The organism is Cognatishimia sp. 1_MG-2023 (assembly GCF_030548175.1).
Taxonomy (GTDB): domain Bacteria; phylum Pseudomonadota; class Alphaproteobacteria; order Rhodobacterales; family Rhodobacteraceae; genus Cognatishimia.
This window is the reverse complement of the sequence record NZ_JAUORX010000001.1, coordinates 112,450-135,896: the sequence shown is the minus strand read 5'-3', so window position 1 is coordinate 135,896 and position 23,447 is coordinate 112,450. Positions and strand designations below refer to the sequence as shown.

Genomic DNA, 23,447 nt, shown 5'->3' with positions numbered 1-23,447 from the left:
ACGCTTAAGCTGATAGGGAGTTATGTTTGCGACCCATGAAATCTTTGGCCATCTCAACAGCAACCGCTGCATCACGGCAATAGGCATCTGCACCAATGGCTTTGCCGAACTCTTCGTTCAACGGCGCACCACCGACCATGATGACATAGTCATCGCGGATGCCTTTCTCGACCATAGAGTCGATCACGATTTTCATATACGGCATCGTTGTCGTTAGCAGTGCAGACATACCAACAATATCCGCATCAAATTCTTTTGCAGCATCAATGTAGTTTTCAACTGGGTTATTGATCCCAATGTTCATGACTTCAAAGCCTGCGCCTTCCATCATCATGGTCACAAGGTTCTGACCAATATCGTGGATGTCGCCTTTGACTGTGCCAATAACCATTTTGCCAACACGTGGCGCACCAGTTTCTGCAAGCAATGGTTTCAGAATGGCCATGCCGCCCTTCATTGCGCCAGCCGCAAGTAGAACCTCTGGAACAAACAGAATGCCGTCCCGGAAGTCCGCGCCAACAATGGTCATGCCACCAACCAGCGCTTCGGTCAGAATGCGATAGGGTTCCCAGCCACGCTCGAGAAGGATGTTAACACCCTCTTCGATTTCCTCTTTCATGCCGTCGTAAAGATCGTCGAACATCTGTTCGACAAGTTCTTCATCATTAAGTTCAGACAGGATGATTTCTTGTTCGTCCGACATGTGTGTTTCCTTACGGATAGGCTAATAGGATAATACCGTTGTCAGTATTCTGTGTTTTCTTGCTGCTGAACTGTCAAATTTGCGACCAGCCCGCAATCGGTTCCGACTTATAGAGCGAAAAAAAGCATAATTCTTTTGAAAAAGATTCATTGAGATCATGTGGTAGATTGCAATTGTTCACTATTTGTTCTTATTATTCGGTATGGATGCACCAGACACGATCAAAATAGACCAAGAACGCCGCCGCGCGCGTGGCGCCGTGACCAATCATACGGGCCGATTTGAATCGACCACACGAGTCGAAATCAGCGATGATTGGGCTATTGAAGAAGAGCGTTCGATGTTTCGAACGCAGGTCAGCCTTGAGACTGCCAAGTCCATCATCACACGCAATACGTCGCCTGATCTGCCTTTTGATCGGTCCATCAATCCATATCGTGGCTGCGAACATGGGTGCATTTACTGTTTTGCGCGCCCAACTCACGCCTATCTGGGATATTCGCCAGGGTTGGATTTTGAAACCAAACTCATCGCGCGTCCCAATGCGCCCGAGTTATTGGAGAAAGAACTGCGAAAGCGGGGATACGCGGTTGCGCCAATCGCCATTGGCACGAATACCGACCCTTATCAGCCCATTGAAAAGACCCACAAAGTGATGCGCGGGTGTCTAAAGGTTTTGCAGGCCTTCAACCATCCCGTCGCCATCGTGACAAAGGGAACACTGATCGAGCGTGACATCGACATTTTATCAGACATGGCAACCCGCGGTCTTGTACAGGTCGGTGTCTCAATCACCTCGCTGGATGCCCGAACGTCGCGCCTGATGGAGCCGCGCGCACCTGTTCCAGCAAGGCGCTTGGCCTTGATAGAGCGGCTCAGCAAAGCAGGCATTCCCGTGCGCTTAATGATTGCACCGGTTGTACCGTGCATTACGGATCATGAAATTGAACGCATCATTGGCGCAGGTGCGAACGCAGGTGCCAAAGCCGCCACATGGATCATGCTTCGCTTACCACTTGAGGTTTCAGAGCTGTTTCAAGAATGGCTATCCGCCCATTATCCCGATCGAAAGTCGCGGGTCATGGGGCATATTTGCGATATGCACGGCGGAAAACCATACGACGCAGAATGGGGCAAACGGATGCGAGGTGAAGGCCACTATGCCGAACTGATCGCGCATCGGGCCGCCTTGGCTATACGGCGACACAAACTGTTAAAACAGCTGCCAGCCCTGCGCACGGACCTCTTCGAAGTCCCTTATGCGCAAGGCAATCAGCTTAGCCTGTTTTAGTCTTCTGCCATACGGCGACGTCGTGTTTTGCGCACGTTTGATCCAGCACCTTCTTCGGTGCCATCGTTGGCGGATGAAAAGGCACCCAAGGCATCCGTGATTTTTTCAGGGGATGGGCGTTCACCGCGTGGACGTGTTTCCAGCGCTTCGCGCATCGCAACCAAATGCTCTGCCATTGTACCACAGCAACCACCGATGATTGTCGCACCAGCGTCACGCGCCATAACGGCGTAATCAGCCATCAGTTCTGGCGTGCCATCATAGTGGATGTGACCTTCGTGGTATTTTGGAATGCCTGCGTTTCCTTTGGAAATCACTGGGCGTTCTGTACCTTGCGCAGAGAAACCCAGAATGGTGCGTAGCAAATCAGACGCACCGGTTCCGCAGTTGGCGCCAAAACCAATCGGTGGGTTTGGCAGCTCTTCAACCAGCTTCACCAGATCAGCAGAGGTAACACCCATCATTGTGCGGCCCGCTGTGTCAAAACTCATAGTGCCACACCAGTCCATACCAGCCAGCGCAAATCCTTCGGCCGCCGCGCGGAACTCTTCAGGAGCGGAAATCGTTTCTAGCCACAGAACGTCAGCACCGCCTTCTTTTAGGCCTTCTGCTTGCTCGTGGAACATTTCAACTGCATCTGCGTGGCTCAATGTGCCGACAGGCTCCATGATGTCGCCCGTCGGGCCAACAGACCCTGCAACGATCACAGGACGACCCGCTTTATCCGCAACTTCACGACCAAGTTCTGCGGACATACGTGATAGCTCGCGCGCACGATGTCCTGCATTGTGCAGGTTCAAGCGGGACGCATTGCCGCCAAAAGAGTTCGTTAAAAATAGATCACTACCGCTATCGACGGCAAATTGATACAATTTCTTAATACGATCAGGATGTTCTTCATTCCAAAGCTCTGGTGCATCGCCAGATGTCAAACCCATGTTGAAAAGGTTTGTGCCAGTGGCGCCATCCGCCAAAAGCCAGTCGCGCGTTTCAAGCAGGCGGGAGAGGGCGTTGGTCATATTAGAATCCTTTGGGCAAATGCAAGCAAGACGTCCCCCCTTGCCATGTCATCACCCAAAGGACAAATGTAAATTCTGCAAAATGATTATGAGCGTGGGTTGTGATCCACAGCTTTCACTGTTGCAAATTGCGGTGTACGCAGCGGCTCGGCACGATTGACCGACCGGATCAAATCCATTGCGGCAAAGGTCAACTGTGTCCAGCTTGGTGCTGCCATATACAACGGCTGCCAGCGTGGATTAAAGCACGCCTTGAATTGACGCAAACCTGCGCCACCCGCTTTGGCGAAAAAGATTTTACGCATCCAGGATTCAACTTTTCCATGCCGAACAGGACCCGCAGGGGCCGCGGCTAAGGATAAGCAAGGTACATCGACGTCTTTCGCAGATTCAATAGCGATATGGACAAGCTGATGCATGGTTCCGTCCGGCGCGTCAGGTGTGACGCGCATGAGATCCAAGCACCATTCATGTCGCGTTGTGTGAAAGGTGACAAAACCAACAAGCACGTCATCCAAATAAGCCAAAAACACACGCTGATGCGTCACATAGGACTCTTCGAACTGCCCCATAGACAAACCACGCGCTGCGCCATGAGATGCTTCCCAAGCTTCAGAAACGCGGGACATTTCATCAAACGGCAGTTGCGTTGTGCCACGGCGGACATCAATTCCTGCTTTTTCTGCATGCCGCAGCTTCCGGCGCAATTGGCGGAATTTAGAGCCCTCTAACGAATGAGTTGTAGGGCAAATCAGCGCCTCATCAGATACATGTAACACCGACCATCCCGCCGCGCGGGCCCGCAACGCATGGCGCGCTGTGATCTTATATTTGCAGATGATGCGATTTTGCTCACGGGCGATGCGTTTCAATGGGATCGCCAAATCGGCGGAATGCCCTTGAACCGGATCAAAGATCGTGGTGAGCGTTTGTCCCGTACGAACAACCCCGCAGACACCGCCGGTGCAATGTAGAATAGCGCCGCCATTTTGACGTACTACGCCCAATTCTGCACGTGCCGTACCATATTCTAGCGCTGTATCAAGGCATCCATTGGTCTGGGATAGCCATTGTCCCTGAGTTGGTTCAGCCGTTGGACGCAACAGTGAAATACCGCCGATAATTGCGGGCAACGCGTAATACATCATCCGAAATGCCAAAATCGCCGCCATCAAATCGCCCTCAGGCATCTGTGGCAACAATGCGAGGATTGTTAACTCAAACGGACCAACACCACCGGGTGTGCCGGATAGAATAGCGGCCCCCAATGCAATCAAATAGACCGGAAAGAGCTGCGCCAACGTTAAATCAATGCCATCTGGTAGCAAAACCCAAAACGCGAACGCCGCAGCCAATGTGTCCAGCAAGCAAAAGCCAGCCAGCGCACCCATGGCGGGCAGGGTAGGTAGCTCAATCTCGCGGCCCCAGCGTTTGAAAACAGGATTGAAAAAAGCCAACCCCAGCATGATTGCTGCAATTGCTAAGACAGAGCATGGAATAGACGCATGCACACCGGCTGTCGGCAAGATCAATACCGCTAAAGCGGTAATGACCGCCCAGGCGGCCAAAAAGGCGAATGTGACAAAGGCAGTGATTTTTGCAGATGTCACTAACCCCAAAGAGGGCTGCAATCGCCAACGGATAAAGGCGCCCACAACGGCACCCGCGCCGACAGTCTGCCCAACAGCAATGGCAGTAGCCCCTGTGGCCGTCGCGCGGCGATCAGGTAAACCTGTTTGAAAATGGCGATGCGCAATAACGTCATAACGCGCGATGGCCCAGAAACTAAGAGCGGTGGCTAAAATGGAGACAGCCCATTGCCAAGGCTCAACTTGCATGACGGTTTGCCAGAGTTGTCCAAAGTCAATGTGCTGAAGTTGATTATATAGTGCCCAACAGCATGCGATTCCGATAGCTATCGGAATCCCATGACGAAGCACTGCCCGTGCGCGTCTTATGGTCTGCCCCAAGATCTCACCCTCAATAAACGTTTTTATCCCACCATAACCAGCTTATGGCTCAGTGGGTTTCCAAAACCTTAACAAGGGGTGGTTAAAAAAAAGATAAAGCGAGCAGAATGACTTAACAGCCCTGCTCGCCCTGTGGTTGTTTTGCAACAGCCTAAATTGTTAAGCTTCGTTAGAAAGCTGTTCTTTGGCCGCCACCACGCATTCACGGCGCTTTGCGCGGATTTCGTCAGAGTCCACTTTGCCTTCCAGATCGGCAGTCACTTTGCGAATTACGTCTTCGTCGCCAGCTTCTTCCATGTCAGAAGCAATAACGGTCTTTGCATAAGCATCCGCATCTGCACCAGAAATGCCCATCAACTCAGCAGCCCATAGGCCCAATAGCTTGTTTGCGCGGGCTTCTGCTTTGAACACCATTTCTGCATCATGCGCGAATTTTGCCTCGAATGCTTTTTCGCGGTCGTCAAACGTCGTCATAAGTTGATCCTTTGTCTAACTTGCTCTCACTACATGATATGCCCAGCTAGACGCTATGTCGCAAGGGGGCAGCGTGGCTTGCGACAATCTCGCCCATGGATTAAGAGAGCGCTAAGTGAAGCGGGGAGTCGGTTCCCCCTGTATAGAAAGAGCTCCCATGGCGCGTGGTAAAAAACTCTACGAAGGTAAAGCAAAGGTCCTTTATGAAGGTCCAGAGCACGGTACAATCATCCAATACTTCAAAGATGACGCGACCGCTTTTAACGCCGAGAAAAAAGATGTGATCGACGGCAAAGGCGTGTTGAACAACCGTCTCAGCGAATATTTCATGGTTGGCCTTGGTCAAGTCGGTGTGCCGACACACTTCCTAAAACGCTTGAACATGCGCGAACAGCTTGTGCGCTCTTGCGAGATCATTCCACTCGAAGTGATCGTGCGCAACTTTGCAGCGGGTAGCATGGCAAAGCGTTTGGGCATGGAAGAGGGCACGCAATTGCCGCGCCCAATCGTTGAGTACAGCTACAAAGACGACAGCCTAGGCGATCCACTGGTGCCCGAAGAATACATCGCAGCCTTTGGCTGGGCGAGCCAACAAGACATGGAAGACATTCTCAGCATCGCGCTGCGTGTGAATGATTTCCTATCCGGTGTTATGTATGGCGTTGGCATCAAACTGATTGATTTCAAAATCGAAATCGGCCGCGTCTATGATGGTGACTTTCAGCGTTTGGTTGTGGCTGACGAAATCAGCCCAGACAGCTGCCGTTTGTGGGACATCGAAACAGGTCGGAAGCTGGACAAAGACGTGTTCCGCCAAGACCTCGGCAGCCTGACGGATGCGTATTCCGAAGTGGCAAGCCGTCTTGGTGTTATGCCAAAGACCCCGACACCGATTACCAAACCGACCCTGATCAACTAAACGAACGGCCCCGCAGCACGCGGGGCTTTTTGAGTATTTTTTGAAAGATGAAGCCAAAGGTGGCTTTGACTTAAACGAGCTGGAGAAGATCGACATGAAAGCACGTGTCTACGTGATGCTGAAGAACGGCGTACTGGACCCACAGGGTGAAGCGGTACGCCACGCGCTTGGTTCGCTTGGTTTTGACGGCGTCGAAGGTGTGCGTCAGGGCAAAGTGATTGAGCTCGATCTAGCCGAGGGCACCACCGAGGCAACCGTGACCGAGATGTGTGAAAAGCTTTTGGCCAACACAGTTATCGAAAGCTACCGGGTGGAGCTGTCCTAATGAAAGCGGCAGTCATCGTATTTCCGGGTTCAAACTGTGACCGCGATCTAGCGGTGGCATTTGAACGGGCCGGAGCTGATGTGACCATGGTTTGGCACAAAGACAGCACATTGCCTGCAGGCGTCGACATTGTTGGCGTACCGGGCGGCTTTTCTTATGGCGATTATCTGCGTTGTGGCGCAATTGCTGCGAATTCCCCAATCTGTAAGGCTGTTGTGAAACATGCCGAGGCAGGCGGGTACGCAATGGGCATCTGTAACGGATTTCAGATCCTGACAGAAACCGGCCTGTTGCCAGGCGCGCTGCGTCGCAATGCGGGTCTAAAGTACATCTGCCGCACAGTTGGTTTGCAGGTTGCGACGTCTGATTCTGCGTTTACCTCGGCCTATGCCAAGGGCGACACAATCGACATTCCAATCGCGCATCATGACGGCAACTACTTTGCGGATGATGAAACTCTTGCACGTTTGCAAGGGGATGACCGCGTTGCCTTTACCTATGCCGAAAATCCAAACGGCTCTGTTGCGGACATCGCGGGTGTTCTGTCTGCCAACCGTCGGGTGCTTGGTATGATGCCACATCCAGAGCGCGCTGCGGATGCGGGCCACGGTGGCACCGATGGAACGGCAATGTTTAGCGCATTGATGGAGCAGGTAGTAACAGCCTGACTTGAGTGCGCCGCTTAGGCGGCGTACCTTAACCGCTATGAGCGGGGAAAACGTGACACAACGCAAGCAACTACGACTGCGCACCATCAGTTGGCGCGTACGCCTGATGCTATTGGCGCTTTGCATTATTGCGGGTTCCACCATTTGGATCACCAACAGTCTTTTGACGGATCGGTTTACGCAAAATACGCGTAACCGGGCCGAGCTGCGCCTCGCGCTTTATTCCGGTAACCTTCAGTCAGAACTACGCCGCAGCGCGATTGTACCCCAGCTTTTGGCACGTGACCCGGAATTGATCCGGGCACTTGAAACCAGCGACTTTAGCCAATCCACAGCCCGCCTGATTTCTTTTGTCGAAGAGATTGGTGCCGCGTCATTGGTTCTGCTCGATACAAGTGGCCGAACAGTGGCGGCGACGGACCGCAATCGTTTGGGTGAAAACCACCGCCAAGCCGCTTCTTTTGTTGAGGCGATGCGCTCAAATGCAACGGTCTTTACCGTCGAATCCCGTGAAAGCGCGGGCTATAGCTTTACCTATTCCCGCCGATTAGATGACCAAAACGTTGCCTTAGGTGTGATCGCTGTCGAAGTCGATTTGCAAAAGTTTGAACGCGCTTGGGCAGGCATTTCTGACGCCGTCTTGGTGACCGACAGCGAGGGCACGATTATCCTTGCCACAGAACCACGCTGGCGTGGTTTGACAGAGGGCGAGGCGCTTGTGCGCCAACCGGCCCAAGGCGCCATTGAACGCGCGATCCAAGCGACCTCGGATTGGACGGCATTACCTGCGGATGCCTACCTGCAGGGCGAGGCCGTGATGCGCAAAGAGGCGCGTATTCCGTTTCGCGGATGGCAGATCGCTAGCTTTACGACCTATGCCAATGTCCGCGAACGCGTGAATGCAGTTCTTGCGCTCGAAATCATGGGATTCGCCATTCTGCTTGCGCTGGCCTTCTATTTCCTCAGCCGAAAGAACGCGTTGCGCATGGCGTTGTTTCAACGAGAGTCGGCGAGCCTTCGCGCATTGAACCATCGCCTCCAGCGAGAAATTGCCGAACGTGAGCGCATGCAAGCGAGCCTAGAAGTGGCCGAACAAACCCTTGCCCAAAGCTCTAAATTGGCCGCCCTTGGCGAGATGTCAGCCGCCGTTTCACACGAGCTAAATCAGCCGCTCGCCGCCATGAAAACCTATCTGGCCGGCGCGCGTCTTTTGGTGCGGCGCAATCGCTTCGAAGAGGCTTTGTCGTCCTTCAAACGCATCGACGATTTGATCGAGCGCATGGGCGCCATCACCAAGCAGCTAAAAAGCTACGCCCGCAAAGGCGGAGAGGACTTTCACCCAGTAGAAATGGGGGATGCGCTAGCCTCAGCTGTGTCCATGATGGAACCGCAACTGCGTCAAAGCCAGACGAAAATCAGTCGTATTATCCCCGATGACTCTGTCCGTGTGATGGGCGATCGCGTGCGGATCGAACAGGTTATGATCAACCTTCTACGCAATGCCCTAGATGCCACCAAAGGCGTCGACGAACCCGAAATCGAAGTCCTGCTTGCCGCCGGTGAAACCGCCACCCTAACAGTGCGCGACAATGGCGACGGTATTGATAACTTTGATAACCTCTTTGAACCTTTCTACACCACCAAACAGCCCGGCGACGGTGTTGGGCTGGGCCTTGCCATTTCCTCTGGGATCGTAAACGACCTAGGGGGAAGGCTGACCGCACGAAACGGTCAGAACGGGGGGGCTGTATTTGAAGTACAGTTACCTATCTTGAGTGGTGAGATTGAAGCTGCGGAGTAAACGATGGCTCAGGCTATGAAAATCGCGATTGTGGATGACGAAAAAGACATGCGTCAGTCCATCAGCCAATGGCTGGCCCTGTCTGGCTATGACACTGAAACCTTTGGCAGCGCCGAAGAGGCGCTCAAGGTCTTGGGGCCTGACTATCCAGGGATCGTCATTTCCGACATCAAAATGCCGGGTATGGACGGCATGCAATTCCTGAAAAAACTGATGGGCAGCGACAGCGCTTTGCCTGTGATCATGATCACAGGTCACGGCGATGTCCCCATGGCGGTCGAGGCGATGCGCGTTGGGGCGTTTGATTTCCTCGAAAAACCGTTCAACCCAGATCGCATGAGCCAACTGGCCAAAAAGGCCGCCAATGCGCGCCGCCTGACATTGGACAACCGCGTATTGCGTAAAGAGCTGTCAGATGGCAGCCAGTTGATGAAAAAACTCATTGGCTCATCCCCGGTTATGTCTCGTCTGAAAGAAGATATTCTTGATCTGGGTCAGGCCGATGGTCACGTCCTGATCGACGGCGAAACTGGCACCGGCAAAACCCTTGTGGCCCACGCATTGCACGCTGTTGGCAGCCGCGCAGGCAAGAAGTTCGTTCTGATCAGCTGTTCTGCGCTGGAAGAGGATGCGCTGACCAAACGCCTGTTTGGCCCGATGCAACCCGAAGACACGCAATTGCCCGCCGTCGAGGAAGCCCGCGGCGGTACGCTTGTCCTCGAAGATATCGAAGCACTCAGCGACACGCTTCAGGCGCGCTTGCTTAGCTTTATCAACGATCAAGGCACACCTGCAGAAACCCGCATCGCAGCAATCTGTAACCTACAAGAACAGAACCGCACCTGCGAAGACGCCTTGCGCTCTGATCTCTTCTACCGCCTTGCGGCGCTGCGCATCACCGTGCCACCGCTGCGCCAACGCGGCGAAGACATCTTGTCCTTATTCACACGCCATGCAGAACAATTCTCTGACGAATATGGCTGCGACACACCACAAGTCAGCGCCCAAGAAGCAGCACAGCTTTTGCAAGCACCGTGGCCTGGCAACGTGCGTCAGTTGATCAACCTAGCTGAACGCGCCGTTCTGCAATCCCGCCGGGGTGGGGGCACCATTGCGTCGCTTCTGATGAACGACCACGAAGAAATGCAGCCCGTCATGACGACCGAAGGTAAACCGCTCAAGGAATACGTCGAGGCGTTTGAGCGTATGTTGATCGACAACACCATGCGCCGTCATCGCGGTTCCATTGCCAGCGTAATGGAAGAACTCTGCCTTCCACGTCGAACACTGAACGAGAAAATGGCCAAATACGGCCTGCAACGCGCAGACTATTTGTAAGCCACCAGTTTTCAGACTGTGAAATCAAGTGAACGCCGCACGTCTAATAATGGCTTGTGGCGTTTTCTTATCTCTGTGATGGATACGTACATCAATTATCCCATTCTTTAGGACCATTTTGATGACCTATGTTCAACGGCCCAAGGCTTTTCTATTCGATATGGATGGGCTGCTTTTGGACACCGAGCGGATGTTTCTGGATGCGTTCCTTGAAATAACGGCAGAGATCGGAATTCCGGAACCATCTGCAAAGTCGTTTTTCTTAGATTTGGTAGGAACCTCTAGCAAAGTGACAACTGCCAGACTGGATGCGTTTTTGCCAACGGATATTGATAGGGATGCATTCGATCACGAATGGCGCAACCGTCATGCAAAGAATGTCGAGAATGGTATTCCGGTAAAGCCATACGCTGTGCAGCTACTCACTGCCATTCAGGCAAAGGGTGTACCAATAGCGGTTGTGACCTCAACCAATGCTGCGCCAGCCCATCATCACCTTGATCACGCGGGTCTATTATCGTTCTTTGAAACCATCTGCGCAGGCGATGAAGTACCAGCAAACAAACCCGATCCAGCACCATATCTAATTGCCGCCAAATGCTTGGGTGTCGAGGCAACGTCTTGCGTCGCGTTCGAAGATAGCGATCTTGGCACAACAGCAGCGGTGCGTGCTGGTTGTAAAACATTTCAAATTCCAGACTTGCGTCCTGTGGATAAGTCTTTGCCTGACTTAGGGCAGGTGGTGGTTCAAAACTTGGGGCAGGCGGGTGTGAAACTAGGGCTATTTGACCCGGCATTAACCAGTTCGGAGCAACTGTAAGCAGATTCCCCATTGTGTTTTCCACAGGGGTGGTCTTATGTAGAGATGATGGATTGCGAATAATCGCTCCACATGAGTTTCGCTGATCGAAAGCCGAGAAGGACGCAACTGCGCCCGGTTTTCCCTCAGACCGATTGAGCCTTTAGGGGCTAGACAAACGCCCGGACCGCGACAGCGCGGCGGGCATTCAACAGGCGCTACGGCGTCGGAGAAGAACCGCGATGAAGCGCGCGCAAATATTGAGAACCCGAGCAGAGGCCGCAAGCGGCCCCCTCGGCTGCGCGCCTAACCTCGCCTTTACAAGACACCCCCCTCAAACACTTGAACCGCCCGGAGTGACACCCCGGCGCGTCAGTTATTTGCGCGGGTGCAAACGGAAAACATGGCTAAGAAAATGCTCATCGATGCCACCCACGCGGAAGAAACCCGCGTTGTGGTGGTCGACGGAAACAAGGTCGAGGAATTCGATTTTGAATCTGAAAACAAACGTCAGCTTGCTGGCAACATCTATCTAGCAAAAGTTACACGCGTAGAACCGTCCCTACAGGCGGCTTTCGTGGACTATGGCGGAAATCGCCACGGCTTCCTTGCGTTCTCGGAAATTCACCCGGATTACTATCAAATCCCGGTCGCTGACCGCGAAGCGCTTATGGAAGAAGAGCGCGCATATGCAGAGGCTCAAAAGTCTCGCGATGAAGAAGACGAAAAACCAAAACCGACCCGCACCCGCCGGTCCCGTTCCCGTAGCCGCAAACCAGCAGCCGCAGATGTAGCAGAGACGTCAGTTGAGGCGGAAAAGCCTGCGGAAACCGTCGGCCAAATCGACGGCATGGAAACCATTGATCTGGATGAAACATCATCTGATCAAGCGGATACTGTTGGTCTGGTTGACGAAGACGCCCCAAAACCTGTTGAAACCGCAGAAGCTGCTCCAGCCGTTGAAGATGCGCCAGAAGCAACACCTGCCGAAACAGAAGTAGCCGCAGTAGAAGATGCACCCGTTGCAGAGGACGCTCCTGCAGAAGACGTGGCCGAAACTGCTGCTGAGGATGAGACACCATCTGATGACGGCGCAGGCAAACCAGGTCAAACAATGGCTGCAAAGTCTGAGTCTGACAAAGACGACGCTGTCGCCACACAAGACCCAGAAACCGGCGAAGAAACAGAAAGCAATGGCGCAGCAGATGCTGAGCCAGAAGCAGTCGAAGCGCCAACAGAAGAAACCCCAGTGGAAGCCACCGAAGAAGCATCGGCAGATGCTTCTGACGACGCTCAAGCAGCGGACAAAGAAGACACAGCAGAGAAACCTGCTGAAGAGGTTGAAGCACCATCCGAAGAAACCGCGAAACCTGACGAAGAAGACGAAAAACCGCGTCGTCGCCGTAAAAACCAAAAAGCTAGCGAAAAAGACGATTCCATTGAATCCGTAGCTGACGAAGATGACACCGACGACATCCGTCCGCCACGCAAACCACGTCCGCGTCGCTATAAAATCCAAGAAGTGATCAAGGTTCGCCAGATCCTTCTGGTGCAGGTCGTGAAAGAAGAGCGTGGCAACAAAGGCGCGGCTCTGACAACTTACCTAAGCCTTGCGGGTCGTTACTGTGTTCTTATGCCAAACACCGCACGCGGTGGTGGCATCAGCCGTAAAATTGTGAACGTCACAGATCGCAAAAAACTCAAAGAAATCGCGACAGAGATCGACGTGCCACAAGGCGCGGGTCTGATCATTCGGACAGCGGGCGCCAAGCGCACCAAAACCGAAATCAAGCGCGATTACGAATATCTACAGCGTCTCTGGGAACAGATCCGCGAGCTGACGCTGAAATCGTCAGCACCTGCAGGCATCTACGAAGAAGGCGATCTGATCAAACGCTCGATCCGCGACCTTTATAACCGCGAGATTGACGAAGTTTTGGTCGAAGGCGACCGCGGTTACCGCATCGCCAAGGACTTCATGAAAATGATCATGCCGTCCCACGCCAAGAACGTGAAAAACTACCAAGATCAACTACCGCTCTTCGCCCGCTATCAGGTCGAAAGCTACTTGGGTGGCATGTTCAACCCAACCGTACAGTTGAAATCCGGTGGTTACATCGTAATCGGCGTGACCGAAGCCTTGGTTGCCATCGACGTGAACTCTGGTCGTGCCACCAAAGAAGGCTCGATCGAAGACACCGCAACAAAGACCAACCTAGAAGCCGCCGAAGAAGTCGCGCGTCAACTCCGTCTGCGCGACTTGGCAGGCCTGATCGTCATCGACTTTATCGACATGGACGAGCGTAAGAACAACGCTGCCGTCGAAAAGCGGATGAAAGACAAACTAAAAACCGACCGCGCCCGCATCCAGGTGGGTCGCATCTCGGGCTTTGGTCTGATGGAAATGTCCCGTCAGCGTCTGCGTCCTGGCATGATCGAGGCGACAACGCAGCCTTGCGCACATTGCCACGGTACTGGCTTGATCCGCTCTGATGACAACCTTGCTCTGAACATCCTGCGCCAAATCGAAGAAGAGGGCACACGCCGTCGTTCTGGCGAAGTTCTGATCAAAGCACCGGTCTCTATCGCCAACTACCTGATGAACCAGAAACGCGATCACGTTGCCCAGATCGAGGCACGCTATGGCCTGTCCGTTCGTATCGAAGGTGACCCGCATCTGATTTCGCCTGACTTTACTCTTGAAAAGTTCAAGACCGCGTCACGCGTTGTGCCCGAACCAACCGCTGCCGTTGTTTCTGTTGACACCATGCTGATGGATCAAGTCGACGAAGAGATCGAAGACGCAGAAGTCATTTCCGAAGATGCGCCTACGCCGGCACCAGCTGATGACGAAGGCGCCCCAAAGAAACGTCGTCGCCGTCGTCGTCGCCGGAAACCCCGGACTGGCGAAGAAGGTGAACAGACAAACGGTGACGAAGACAACGGTTCAGACGCTGAGAATGCGGATGCACCTGCGGAAAAATCTGAGGAAAAAGCAGAAGAGGCTCCAGAAGCCGCTGAAGCAACCGAAGAAAAACCAAAGCGTCGTCGTCGCTCACGGTCTCGTAAGAAGCCAGCAGAAGAAACAACCGCAGCACCAGAAGAGGCCGCAACGCCATCCGAAGATGCTGTCGCCGCTGAACCTGCACAGGCGCCTGAACCAGAAGCACCAGTAGAAGCTGCCGCTGAAACTGCCGAGCCAGAGGCACAACCTGCCAAGGTTGAAGAGGTAGCAGAGGTCGCAACACAAGAAGCACCTGCCGCCGAACCAACCCCAGAGCCGGTCGTCGAAACACCGGCACCTGAGGGTGACGTTCAAGTTCTGGAAAAAGCACCGGAACCAGAGGTGAAATCAGATGAACCACCCAAGCCGAAACGCCGCGGCTGGTGGTCGATGAAATAAAACAAAACGCCGGGCAATCGCCCGGCGTTTTTGTTTTTAGCAGTGGTGAAGAACTCAGCCCTTTTTCACGACAAAGACAATCGCCCCATCAGCCTCGTGGCTCGACACCAACTCATGTCCTTGCTCATTACAGAAATGCGGCACGTCCACGATGGACGCCGGATCATCAGCAATCAATCGAATACAATCACCAGCCTCCAAAGGCTGCATTCGCTTGCGCAGCTTTAAAACGGGCAGGGGGCACAACAGCCCAATCGCGTCAATTTCTGGAATAGTATCAGTCATGTATACGCAAATAGTCGTGATGTTTCACTCTGTCCACAGGGTTGTGATCATCTGTCGCGTGACGCGCCAGCCCAGATCACTTATGTGAGTCATATGTTCGGATTTGAAATCATAGACGCAGCTCTGCTGCCCGCCATGTTCATCGCGCTTGCCGCTGGGTTCATCTCGTTCCTCAGCCCCTGCGTGCTGCCCATCGTGCCACCGTATCTGGCTTACATGAGCGGCGTCTCCGTCACGGACCTGTCCGAAGGCAAAGCCAAAAACAAAGCCATGATGCCCGCGATCTTTTTTGTACTGGGCCTGTCTACCGTCTTCTTGCTGTTAGGATTCACCGCATCCGCCATCGGAACGTTATTTCTTGAATACCAACAATGGTTTAACACCCTTGCCGGTATCCTCGTGATGATCTTTGGTGCGCATTTCATCGGCGTCTATCGCATTGGTTTCCTTGACCGCGAAGCACGCATTGACGTGGGCGACCGTGGCGGCAGTGCCTTTGGCGCTTACATCCTTGGTCTCGCCTTTGCCTTTGGCTGGACGCCCTGCATCGGCCCACAGCTTGGCGCGATCCTATCCATGGCCGCCTCAGAGGCATCCATCACCCGCGGCACACTACTGCTCGCCATCTATGCCTTTGGCCTTGGCGTGCCGTTCCTATTGGTCGCGGCCTTCCTGCCACGCCTCACCGGTGTCATGGGCTGGATGAAGCGCCACATGGAACAAATCGAGCGCATCATGGGCTTGCTTCTCTGGACAATCGGCCTCTTGATGCTGACCGGCGGCTTCGCAGCCTTCTCCTATTGGCTGCTCGAAGCATTCCCAGCCTTGGCGCTGCTCGGATAAGGCGTTAGTCTCTTCTCAAACTGCCGCATCTATAACGCGCAGGAGAGAGCAGAGAGTATGGCCAAGCCAATGTCTAACGTTACACGTCGCCGGGTGTTTTACATTCCCGGATATGATCCGATCCACCCGCGCCGCTACCGCGAGCTGTACCGCAAAGAAGGTGCAGCCCAAGCCGCGATTTCGGGATATGACATTGCTCTGCAACCCAAACAGACCAAGGGAACTTATGGCTGGCGAGTCCAAGGCCAAATAGACGGCACCGACACAACGGCTGATGTCGAAGTCCTGGTTTGGGCCGACATCGTACGCGACAGTATGGAGGTTGGCGTGTTAGCCACCTACATGCAACTCGCGCGCACAGCGTGGTGCTACATTGGGTCGGGCGCGCTCTGGCGGTTGATGAAACTGCGCAAAGGTCCAGTTATTGCCGCACTCTATCCTGTTGTTTTCCTTCTGGTTCAACTGATCCTGTCACTGCTCGCGGCCTATGGCCTTGGCAAGCTGATCACCATGTTTCTCCCATGGTGGACAGGCTTTGCGGGCCTCGTAATCGTTCCCGGCCTACTGAATTGGTTCAAGAAAAAGGACAACAAGTTCTTTGCCTATTACCTCATGCACGACTACGCCTATTCCGCCTCCACCAAAGGCGCGAACCCGCCCGAGCTAGAGGCGCGCATGGCCGAATTTACCGCCCGCATCGCTGACGCTCTGACCGAAGATGTCGACGAGGTGCTTGTCGTTGGCCACAGCTCCGGCGCGCATCTCGCAGTATCAGTGCTCTCTGATCTCATCCGCGCAGATCACGTAAAACCAGACGGCCCCGTACTGTCATTCCTGTCCTTAGGGCAGGTGGTCCCGATGGTGTCCTTTCTGCCAGAGGCAAAGCGCCTTCGTCGCGATCTGGCTTTTCTCAGTCAACGCGATGAACTCTCTTGGGTTGATGTCACGGCCCCCGGCGATGGCTGCGCCTTCGCGCTATGCGATCCAGTCGCCGTTAGCGGTGTCGCGCCAAGTATCGGAAAACGTTGGCCTTTGGTCATCTCTGCGGCCTTCACCCAGACGCTAAGTGCCGAACGCTGGAAAGAACTCCGCTGGAAATTCTTCCGCCTACATTTTCAATACCTCTGCGCCTTCGATAACCCCGGCAGCTACGACTATTTCCAAATCACCGCAGGCCCCCAAACTCTTGGCGATAGGTTCCAAGGCCGCAAACCATCCAATTCCATGATCACAGATCCGGTCAATAAATTCACCGAGATGGCCGCATGATCCCGCCAAAGCCACCCACACGGCCCAACAAAGTCTCGCTCCGGCAATATGCCAAGCTGTTCAAACAGGATTTGTTATCGGCCCAACCCCAACGGCTGTATCGCGCGTGGATGGCAGAATTCCGAACGCCGTTTTTCCGGTCCTACCTGATCAACCAGCCAGACCTTGTAAAAACGCTGCTCAAAGATCGCCCCGACGATTTCCCAAAATCCGGCCGTGTCTCCGAAGGGCTGCGTCCGCTCCTAGGCAATTCCGTCTTTCTAACCAACGGCGACGTATGGAAACGTCAACGCCGCATCATTGATCCCGCATTCGAAGGCGGACGCCTACGCGATACATTCCCCGCCATGTGGGACGCGGCAGAGGCCAGCGTGGCAAGACTGGCCAATCACACCGGCAAAGATTACGAGATAGAGGAAGAAACCAGCCATACGGCAGCGGACGTGATCTTTCGCACGTTGTTTTCGATCCCAATCGAACATGAAATCGCCAGTCAGGTCTTCACCCAATTCCGCGACTATCAACGCAGCCAACCTATCCTAAACATCGCAGCCTTTGTCCCGCTGCCCAAATGGATGCCGCGTTTTTTCAGCCGTCGCACCAAAGAAACAGCCAAAACCATCCGCGCATTGATCAAGCAATTGACCGATGACCGCATGGCAGAAATCAAAGCAGGCACCGCACCGGATGATCTGGCTACTAAGATCATGACAACGGTCGATCCCGAAACAGGCGAGACGTTTTCAGCAGATGAAATGGTCGATCAAGTCGCGATCTTCTTCCTCGCAGGCCATGAAACAAGCGCCTCTGCCTTGGCCTGGACGCTGTATCTGATGGCGCTATTTCCAGACTGGCAAGAGAAAGTCGCAGAAGAAGCCAAGGCACTGACAACTTGCGATTTTTCCGTAATCAGATCGCTAAAACTCAGCCGCGATGTCTTTCGGGAATCCCTGCGTCTCTATCCACCAGTGCCCATGATGGTACGCCAAAACAGTGCCCCCGAAACCTTTCGCGAGCGCGACATCAAATCCGGCTCGCAAATGGTGCTGTCGCCTTGGCATCTCCATCGGCACGAGCGTCTTTGGGACAATCCAGATGGGTTTGACCCAACCCGCTGGGACACCGAAAACGGCAAAACCTGCGCGCGGGATGCCTATATGCCATTCTCAGCAGGGTCGCGCGTTTGCACCGGGGCAGGGTTTGCGATGGTCGAAGGGGTGTTGATCTTGTCGATGATCCTACGCGATTACAAAATCACGGCGGTGAAAGGCAAAGATCCGGTGCCCGTCGCGCATCTGACTGTACGTAGTAAAGATGGGATTTGGCTGCGCCTAGAGAAACGCAAATAACCGGGAAGAAGAGGGGCGCTGCCCCTCCGGCTGAAGCAAGTTCAGCCTCCTCCCCGGAGTATTTCTGGAAAGATGAAGCTTAGAACCACCCAGACACGCGCCGCGCGCCGCCTGAAATATCATCGCCTATGCCTTCGACCGTTGCACAGCCCGCGAGGGCTGCGCATAGGGTTAGAATGAGAGCTGTCGCCTTCATTTATTTATCCTCATACCACCAACTGTGCGGCATCCAATCGACGCCATCGCCATAGATTGGAAGGGTTTCCGGATACTTGATTTCCTTCACATGAGCAATCCGGCCTACCGCGAAATTCCAGAACGGGATCACATAACGACCAGCCGTCAGCGTACGATCCAGCGCCTTGGTCGCTGCGACAAAGTCCTCTTGGTCCTTGGCGTTCAGCATTTCGTTGATCAGCCCGTCAATCGCCGGAGATTTTGCACCCATCTGGTTACGTGACCCCGGTTGATCCGCAGCCGCAGAGCCCCAATAAAGGTTCTGTTCATTGCCAGGGCTTAACGAAACCGCGCGACGATAGTAGGCCATATCAAAATCAAAGCTGTTTGTGCGTTCGGTATGCTGTGCTCCATCCACCACATCAATGTTCAGTTTGATCCCCAACCGATCCAGCGCACCTTGGTAAATATCAACAACCGTAGCGGTTTCTGTGTCGCCTTGGCGTAGCAGAACGTTCAACTCAAACGGTTTGCCATCTGCCGAGGTCATTACGCCGTCTTGCACCGTATAACCGGCCTCTGCCATCAGGGCAGTGGCCTTTCGGATGTTGCTGCGATTGCGCGCAGTGCCGTCAGAAACGGGCAGGGTGTAGCCCTCAATCGCGCCTTCAGGCAGGACATCCGCATAAGGTGCTAAGAAGTCAGCAACGCGCCCTTCGGCGGGGCCATGATCCATCGACAAGATAGAATTGCTGAAAAACGAGGTGATACGTGGCTGGCGCCCACCGGTCAGCGTGTCGTTGATGAACTCAAAGTTAAACGCATGGGTCAGTGCATCGCGCACGCGGATGTCATCCAGCGGCGCATTACGTGTATTCAACACCAAACCCGTAATGCCAGATGGCTTTTGATGCGGAATTTCAGCCTTGATGATGTCGCCGTTTTCTACGCGGTCAAAGTTATAATTGCTCGCCCAGCTTTCCGCATTAAATTCGCGGAAATAGCTGAATTCACCGGCTTTAAACGCCTCAAACAGAACCGAACCATCGCCGTAAAAATCAATGCGAATTTCGTCAAAGTTATGGGTGCCGCGACGGAAAGGCACGTCTTTGCCCCAATAATCTGGGTTCCGCGTTAGGGTGACATAGCGGTTGGCCTCAAAGTCAGTGACCATATAGGGCGAGGTGGTCATCGGCACATCTTGCAACGTGCTGTCGTTGATGTCCTTGCCCTCCCACTGTGCCTTTTTCAGGATCGGACGCAGGCCAGCGATCAGTGCCAACTCGCGGTCTTCAACATTAAAGGTCAGGCGCACTGAACGGTCACCGGTCTGTTCAATCTTATCGACTTTTTTCCAGAACCCCAGATAGCGCGGGTGCCCAACCGTGCCCAACGTTTCGTAGGACCAGATCACATCCTCGACAGTCACAGGGGTGCCATCCCAAAACTTTGCCTCTGGGCGCAGGGTAAATTCAACCCATTCGCGATTCGGTCCTGTCTCAATTGTCTCGGCCAAAAGCCCATAAAGACCAAAAGGTTCGCCCCGGCTGCGGCCCATAAGTGATTCTGATGCAAAGAATCTAAGCTGCCAAGGCACTGATCCTTGGCGGATATATGGGTTAAGCGAATCAAAGCCACCATTGTTCCCGGTGACGAATCGCCCACCTTTGGGTGCGTCCGGGTTGGCATAGGGCAAGGACACAAAATCCGGTGGCAAGGCGGGTTCGCCATACATAGCTATGCCATGTTTGGGCTCGGCAAGGGCCGAAGTGCCCAAGAAAATAAGAGCCAAAGCGGCTCCTTTTTGTAACTGTCTTCGGAAACTAATTGATCTCATGCTCTGAACAATCCCTCTTTGCCCTTGTTTCTTTGAATGAACCGTAACGAGGGATTCCAGCCTTATCAAACTTTTAGCTTGGACTCTCGGCGCGACATTGCTTATAAAGATGTCACTGCTCGATAGGTTTCTTGCCTGTATGAAACCTGCCTCAATAACTTTACGCCCGCTTCGTGCGGGCGTTTTTTTTTGGCAGAACGGCTCTTCACAAGGTGCTGACTTGTTTGATTTCCCCTTATTTTGCGAGTGCAGCATGCTATGTTCCCCCAGCATTAAATCAGCAAGGGATTGAGCATGAGTTTGCAAGGTAAGACAGCTGTCATCACAGGTTCTAATTCGGGAATCGGTCTGGGCGTTGCTCGGGAAATGGCCCGCGCTGGCGCGTCTGTTGTGTTGAATTCTTTCACGGATCGCGACGAAGACCATGCATTGGCCGCCAGTATTGCCGAGGAATTTGGCGTAGTTGCGCGATATATCAAAGCAGACATGTCCAAAGGCGACGAATGCCGCCAACTGATCACCGATGCAGGTGGCTGCGATATTCTGATCAATAACGCAGGCATCCAGCATGTCGCGCCGATTGATGAATTCCCAGCAGACAAGTGGGACGCGATTATTGCCATTAATATGAACTCAGCCTTTCACACCATGGCAGCCGCTTTGCCCGTGATGCGTGAACGGGGCTGGGGCCGGGTGGTGAACATCGCCTCTGCCCACGGTCTGACTGCATCCCCCTATAAAGCGGCCTATGTCGCGGCCAAACACGGTGTTGTCGGCATGACCAAAACGGTTGCCCTAGAAACGGCACAAGAGCCGATCACATGTAACGCCATTTGCCCGGGCTATGTTTTGACGCCACTGGTTGAGGCGCAGATTCCTGACACGATGAAGGAATATGACATGAGCCGCGAAGAAGTGATCAAAAACGTCATGCTCAAGCGCCAGCCATCCAAAGAATTCGCCACGGTTGAGCAAATGGGCGGCACAGCCGTGTTCCTATGTTCTGATGCAGCGGCTCAGATCACGGGTACGACGATCAGCATTGATGGCGGCTGGACCGCGCTTTAGGGCGCGTGTGCTTCACTACATTTGAGCACTTGGGGGCTTTGCCCCCAAACCCCCAGAGTATTTTTGGAAAGATGAAGAGGTGGGCCTGTGATTAAGATCAATCTGGCGCTGCAAGGCGGCGGTGCGCATGGGGCTTTTACCTGGGGCGTATTAGATGTGCTCTTGCAGGAGCCAGACATCGAGATTTCAGCGGTCTCAGGCACATCAGCTGGCGCTCTAAACGGCGCGGCCTTAAAGGCAGGCATGCTAAGTGGCGGTCACGAGGGCGCGCGCGAAAACCTTGATTGGCTATGGAAGAAAATGGGCGCGCAATCCGGGGCAGGGTTCCCAGAATGGTTAAGCTCTTATGGCCCATCCTTTGTGTCCAAAGCGCTTGAATATTCCATGCCATTCATGATGGCAGATATGGCGAGCCGCTTGATGTCGCCCTATGCCTATGGGCCGTTTTATAGCAATCCTTTGAAGTCTATTGCGCAGGAGTTTCACTATGAAAAGGTCTGCTCAGATGATGGGCTAAAGCTGTTCATTTGCGCAACAAACGTCCGAACTGGCAAAGCCCGCGTCTTTCGTGGTGCCGAGATCAGCACAGATGTGCTCTTGGCCTCGGCGTGTTTGCCCACCGTTTTCCAAGCTGTGGAAATAGATGATCTTAAAACCGGTCGTCGCGATGCGTTTTGGGATGGCGGCTATACAGGCAACCCAGCGCTTTGGCCGTTGTTTGATCAAAGCTTGCCGGATGATCTGGTGATTGTGAATATCAACCCGATTGAACGCGAAGCCACGCCCGTGACCCCGCAACAAATCCAATCGCGGATGAATGAGATCAGCTTTAACAGCGCGCTCTTAGGCGAACTCCGCGCGATTTCCTTTGCGCAGCGGTTGATCAAAGACGGCGCCATGAAGCCCGGCCAGATGAAAGACGTCAAAGTGCATATGATTGCCGATGACGATCTGATGAACGATCTGTCGGCCACCACCAAAATGGTACCCATCCCCGCCATCCTGAACGAGCTTAAGGCCGCAGGCGAACGCGCGGCCAAAGGCTTTTTAGAACAGCATCGCGCAAAGCTAGGGCGCGAAAGCTCTGTGAATTTGACGGAAATCTACGGCTGAGATCACTCAGCCGCTTTGGCTGTTTCAACCGGCTCGCTGGGGTCTTTGGAATTTGGGTACACAAGCCCGGCCGAGATCACCAGCTTTGCAGCATCCTCAACCGACATGTCCAATTCGATCACATCGCTTTCAGGGAAATACAGCAGAAAACCCGATGTCGGGTTTGGCGTTGTCGGCACAAACACAGACAACAGCTGGCCATTGTCCGGCGTGCGCGCGCTGATTTCACCTTTGGCCGGGGTCGAGATAAAACCAACCGCCCAAATCCCTTTGCGCGGGTATTCGATCAAACACGCCTTTTCAAAGCTGCGATCTGCCTGCGCAAATACGGTTTCCGCGATCTGTTTCACACCAGAATAGATAGACCGCACCACTGGCATCCGACCCACTAGGTTTTCGCCATAGCGGATCATGGATCTGCCGATCAGACCCTTTGCGATCCAACCCATAAACACGGTGAACAGTAAAAAGAAAACAACGCCAACGCCGCGGATGTTGATCGAATTGCCTTCGCCAATCCACGCATTGTAGCGCTCCACACCGATGACATAGCGCACCAGATTATCAGGCTGATAAAACTCTGGCACAAAGGGCAACACAAACCCATCAACCCAGCCAATAAATGACCACAGCAACCAAATGGTAAAGGCCACAGGGGCGATCACCACAAGACCCGTCAGGAACGAGGTTCTCAACCCAGCCAATAGACCGGGACGAGGTAGTTTTGGTTGTTCATCAAATGGTGTGGTCATGTGGCGCCCGTTGTTTAGTGGCTAAATAAGGTGTTTTACGCGCT

At 53.7% G+C, this 23,447-nt stretch carries 21 protein-coding genes; 13 read left to right on the top strand and 8 right to left on the bottom strand.

Features of this window, described 5'->3' with window-relative positions:
- Window positions 1-4: 4 nt before the first annotated feature.
- Window positions 5-703 carry a B12-binding domain-containing protein gene (locus Q4544_RS00685; protein WP_303503195.1) on the bottom strand — a complete coding sequence of 233 codons (699 nt, stop codon included), beginning with the start codon at window positions 701-703 and terminating at the stop codon, window positions 5-7.
- 202 nt (window positions 704-905) lie between these two features.
- Here Q4544_RS00685 and Q4544_RS00680 point away from each other — a divergent pair, with 202 nt between their 5' ends.
- Window positions 906-1,994, top strand: a complete 1,089-nt coding sequence (locus Q4544_RS00680) for a PA0069 family radical SAM protein (RefSeq protein WP_303503194.1) — start codon at window positions 906-908, stop codon at window positions 1,992-1,994.
- Here the strand turns inward: Q4544_RS00680 and bmt are convergent.
- From bmt to Q4544_RS00665, 3 genes are all read right to left on the bottom strand, one after another.
- Window positions 1,991-3,013, bottom strand: coding sequence for a betaine--homocysteine S-methyltransferase (gene bmt / locus Q4544_RS00675; RefSeq protein WP_303503193.1), 1,023 nt, complete (start codon window positions 3,011-3,013; stop codon window positions 1,991-1,993). The genes Q4544_RS00680 and bmt overlap by 4 nt on opposite strands.
- 86 nt (window positions 3,014-3,099) lie before the next feature.
- The gene (locus tag Q4544_RS00670) at window positions 3,100-4,851 is read right to left on the bottom strand and encodes a phosphatidylglycerol lysyltransferase domain-containing protein (protein WP_303503192.1); all 1,752 of its coding nucleotides are present in this window, start codon (window positions 4,849-4,851) and stop codon (window positions 3,100-3,102) included.
- A 291-nt stretch (window positions 4,852-5,142) separates the two neighbouring features.
- Window positions 5,143-5,457 carry a DUF1476 domain-containing protein gene (locus Q4544_RS00665; RefSeq protein WP_303503191.1) on the bottom strand — a complete coding sequence of 105 codons (315 nt, stop codon included), beginning with the start codon at window positions 5,455-5,457 and terminating at the stop codon, window positions 5,143-5,145.
- A gap of 157 nt (window positions 5,458-5,614) precedes the next feature.
- Here Q4544_RS00665 and purC point away from each other — a divergent pair, with 157 nt between their 5' ends.
- From purC to Q4544_RS00630, 7 genes are all read left to right on the top strand, one after another.
- Window positions 5,615-6,376 (top strand): phosphoribosylaminoimidazolesuccinocarboxamide synthase, encoded by a 762-nt coding sequence (gene purC / locus Q4544_RS00660; protein ID WP_303503189.1) that lies wholly within the window; start codon window positions 5,615-5,617, stop codon window positions 6,374-6,376.
- A gap of 94 nt (window positions 6,377-6,470) precedes the next feature.
- Window positions 6,471-6,701 (top strand): phosphoribosylformylglycinamidine synthase subunit PurS, encoded by a 231-nt coding sequence (purS, locus tag Q4544_RS00655; protein ID WP_303503984.1) that lies wholly within the window; start codon window positions 6,471-6,473, stop codon window positions 6,699-6,701.
- The gene (purQ, locus tag Q4544_RS00650) at window positions 6,701-7,369 is read left to right on the top strand and encodes a phosphoribosylformylglycinamidine synthase subunit PurQ (protein WP_303503188.1); all 669 of its coding nucleotides are present in this window, start codon (window positions 6,701-6,703) and stop codon (window positions 7,367-7,369) included. The genes purS and purQ overlap by 1 nt, the downstream gene beginning before the upstream one ends.
- 37 nt (window positions 7,370-7,406) lie before the next feature.
- Entirely contained in the window at window positions 7,407-9,170 is a 1,764-nt protein-coding gene (locus Q4544_RS00645) for an ATP-binding protein (RefSeq protein WP_303503186.1), read from the top strand.
- Between the two features lie 3 nt (window positions 9,171-9,173).
- Complete coding sequence (locus Q4544_RS00640) at window positions 9,174-10,508, top strand: sigma-54 dependent transcriptional regulator (protein ID WP_303503185.1); 1,335 nt, start codon at window positions 9,174-9,176, stop codon at window positions 10,506-10,508.
- Between the two features lie 121 nt (window positions 10,509-10,629).
- Window positions 10,630-11,328: an HAD family phosphatase gene (locus Q4544_RS00635; protein ID WP_303503183.1), complete on the top strand. Its 699-nt coding sequence runs from the start codon at window positions 10,630-10,632 to the stop codon at window positions 11,326-11,328.
- Window positions 11,329-11,710: 382 nt separating this feature from the next.
- The gene (locus Q4544_RS00630) at window positions 11,711-14,710 is read left to right on the top strand and encodes an Rne/Rng family ribonuclease (protein ID WP_303503180.1); all 3,000 of its coding nucleotides are present in this window, start codon (window positions 11,711-11,713) and stop codon (window positions 14,708-14,710) included.
- Window positions 14,711-14,764: 54 nt separating this feature from the next.
- Here Q4544_RS00630 and Q4544_RS00625 read toward each other — a convergent pair whose 3' ends face one another.
- Complete coding sequence (locus Q4544_RS00625) at window positions 14,765-14,995, bottom strand: sulfurtransferase TusA family protein (protein WP_303503179.1); 231 nt, start codon at window positions 14,993-14,995, stop codon at window positions 14,765-14,767.
- A gap of 93 nt (window positions 14,996-15,088) precedes the next feature.
- On the opposite strand from Q4544_RS00625, the gene Q4544_RS00620 reads away from it, so the two are divergent.
- The 3 genes from Q4544_RS00620 to Q4544_RS00610 are packed head-to-tail and all read left to right on the top strand — an operon-like array spanning window position 15,089 to window position 18,456.
- Window positions 15,089-15,838: a cytochrome c biogenesis CcdA family protein gene (locus Q4544_RS00620; RefSeq protein ID WP_303503177.1), complete on the top strand. Its 750-nt coding sequence runs from the start codon at window positions 15,089-15,091 to the stop codon at window positions 15,836-15,838.
- A 57-nt stretch (window positions 15,839-15,895) separates the two neighbouring features.
- Window positions 15,896-17,107: a hypothetical protein gene (locus Q4544_RS00615; protein WP_407063019.1), complete on the top strand. Its 1,212-nt coding sequence runs from the start codon at window positions 15,896-15,898 to the stop codon at window positions 17,105-17,107.
- Window positions 17,104-18,456, top strand: a complete 1,353-nt coding sequence (locus tag Q4544_RS00610) for a cytochrome P450 (RefSeq protein ID WP_303503175.1) — start codon at window positions 17,104-17,106, stop codon at window positions 18,454-18,456. Before Q4544_RS00615 ends, Q4544_RS00610 begins: the two co-directional genes overlap by 4 nt.
- 79 nt (window positions 18,457-18,535) lie before the next feature.
- On the opposite strand, the gene Q4544_RS00605 is transcribed toward Q4544_RS00610, so the two are convergent.
- Together Q4544_RS00605 and Q4544_RS00600 are read right to left on the bottom strand one after the other, a co-directional pair.
- On the bottom strand, window positions 18,536-18,652 hold the full coding sequence (locus tag Q4544_RS00605) for an entericidin EcnA/B family protein (RefSeq protein WP_303503173.1): 117 nt from the start codon (window positions 18,650-18,652) through the stop codon (window positions 18,536-18,538).
- Window positions 18,653-20,470: an extracellular solute-binding protein gene (locus Q4544_RS00600; RefSeq protein WP_303503171.1), complete on the bottom strand. Its 1,818-nt coding sequence runs from the start codon at window positions 20,468-20,470 to the stop codon at window positions 18,653-18,655.
- Window positions 20,471-20,764: 294 nt separating this feature from the next.
- Here Q4544_RS00600 and Q4544_RS00595 point away from each other — a divergent pair, with 294 nt between their 5' ends.
- Window positions 20,765-21,538, top strand: a complete 774-nt coding sequence (locus Q4544_RS00595; RefSeq protein WP_303503169.1) for a 3-hydroxybutyrate dehydrogenase — start codon at window positions 20,765-20,767, stop codon at window positions 21,536-21,538.
- 87 nt (window positions 21,539-21,625) lie between these two features.
- Window positions 21,626-22,651 carry a patatin-like phospholipase family protein gene (locus Q4544_RS00590; RefSeq protein ID WP_303503167.1) on the top strand — a complete coding sequence of 342 codons (1,026 nt, stop codon included), beginning with the start codon at window positions 21,626-21,628 and terminating at the stop codon, window positions 22,649-22,651.
- Window positions 22,652-22,653: 2 nt separating this feature from the next.
- On the opposite strand, the gene Q4544_RS00585 is transcribed toward Q4544_RS00590, so the two are convergent.
- Entirely contained in the window at window positions 22,654-23,403 is a 750-nt protein-coding gene (locus tag Q4544_RS00585) for a DUF502 domain-containing protein (protein WP_303503165.1), read from the bottom strand.
- Window positions 23,404-23,447 lie beyond the last annotated feature (44 nt).

Coding starts and splice junctions, on each gene's coding strand:
- Q4544_RS00685 (WP_303503195.1), bottom strand. CDS start 703: ATGTCGGACGAACAAGAAATCATCCTGTCTGAACTTAATGATGAAGAA.
- Q4544_RS00680 (WP_303503194.1), top strand. CDS start 906: ATGGATGCACCAGACACGATCAAAATAGACCAAGAACGCCGCCGCGCG.
- bmt (WP_303503193.1), bottom strand. CDS start 3,013: ATGACCAACGCCCTCTCCCGCCTGCTTGAAACGCGCGACTGGCTTTTG.
- Q4544_RS00670 (WP_303503192.1), bottom strand. CDS start 4,851: ATGCAAGTTGAGCCTTGGCAATGGGCTGTCTCCATTTTAGCCACCGCT.
- Q4544_RS00665 (WP_303503191.1), bottom strand. CDS start 5,457: ATGACGACGTTTGACGACCGCGAAAAAGCATTCGAGGCAAAATTCGCG.
- purC (WP_303503189.1), top strand. CDS start 5,615: ATGGCGCGTGGTAAAAAACTCTACGAAGGTAAAGCAAAGGTCCTTTAT.
- purS (WP_303503984.1), top strand. CDS start 6,471: ATGAAAGCACGTGTCTACGTGATGCTGAAGAACGGCGTACTGGACCCA.
- purQ (WP_303503188.1), top strand. CDS start 6,701: ATGAAAGCGGCAGTCATCGTATTTCCGGGTTCAAACTGTGACCGCGAT.
- Q4544_RS00645 (WP_303503186.1), top strand. CDS start 7,407: ATGAGCGGGGAAAACGTGACACAACGCAAGCAACTACGACTGCGCACC.
- Q4544_RS00640 (WP_303503185.1), top strand. CDS start 9,174: ATGGCTCAGGCTATGAAAATCGCGATTGTGGATGACGAAAAAGACATG.
- Q4544_RS00635 (WP_303503183.1), top strand. CDS start 10,630: ATGACCTATGTTCAACGGCCCAAGGCTTTTCTATTCGATATGGATGGG.
- Q4544_RS00630 (WP_303503180.1), top strand. CDS start 11,711: ATGGCTAAGAAAATGCTCATCGATGCCACCCACGCGGAAGAAACCCGC.
- Q4544_RS00625 (WP_303503179.1), bottom strand. CDS start 14,995: ATGACTGATACTATTCCAGAAATTGACGCGATTGGGCTGTTGTGCCCC.
- Q4544_RS00620 (WP_303503177.1), top strand. CDS start 15,089: ATGTTCGGATTTGAAATCATAGACGCAGCTCTGCTGCCCGCCATGTTC.
- Q4544_RS00615 (WP_407063019.1), top strand. CDS start 15,896: ATGGCCAAGCCAATGTCTAACGTTACACGTCGCCGGGTGTTTTACATT.
- Q4544_RS00610 (WP_303503175.1), top strand. CDS start 17,104: ATGATCCCGCCAAAGCCACCCACACGGCCCAACAAAGTCTCGCTCCGG.
- Q4544_RS00605 (WP_303503173.1), bottom strand. CDS start 18,652: ATGAAGGCGACAGCTCTCATTCTAACCCTATGCGCAGCCCTCGCGGGC.
- Q4544_RS00600 (WP_303503171.1), bottom strand. CDS start 20,470: ATGAGATCAATTAGTTTCCGAAGACAGTTACAAAAAGGAGCCGCTTTG.
- Q4544_RS00595 (WP_303503169.1), top strand. CDS start 20,765: ATGAGTTTGCAAGGTAAGACAGCTGTCATCACAGGTTCTAATTCGGGA.
- Q4544_RS00585 (WP_303503165.1), bottom strand. CDS start 23,403: ATGACCACACCATTTGATGAACAACCAAAACTACCTCGTCCCGGTCTA.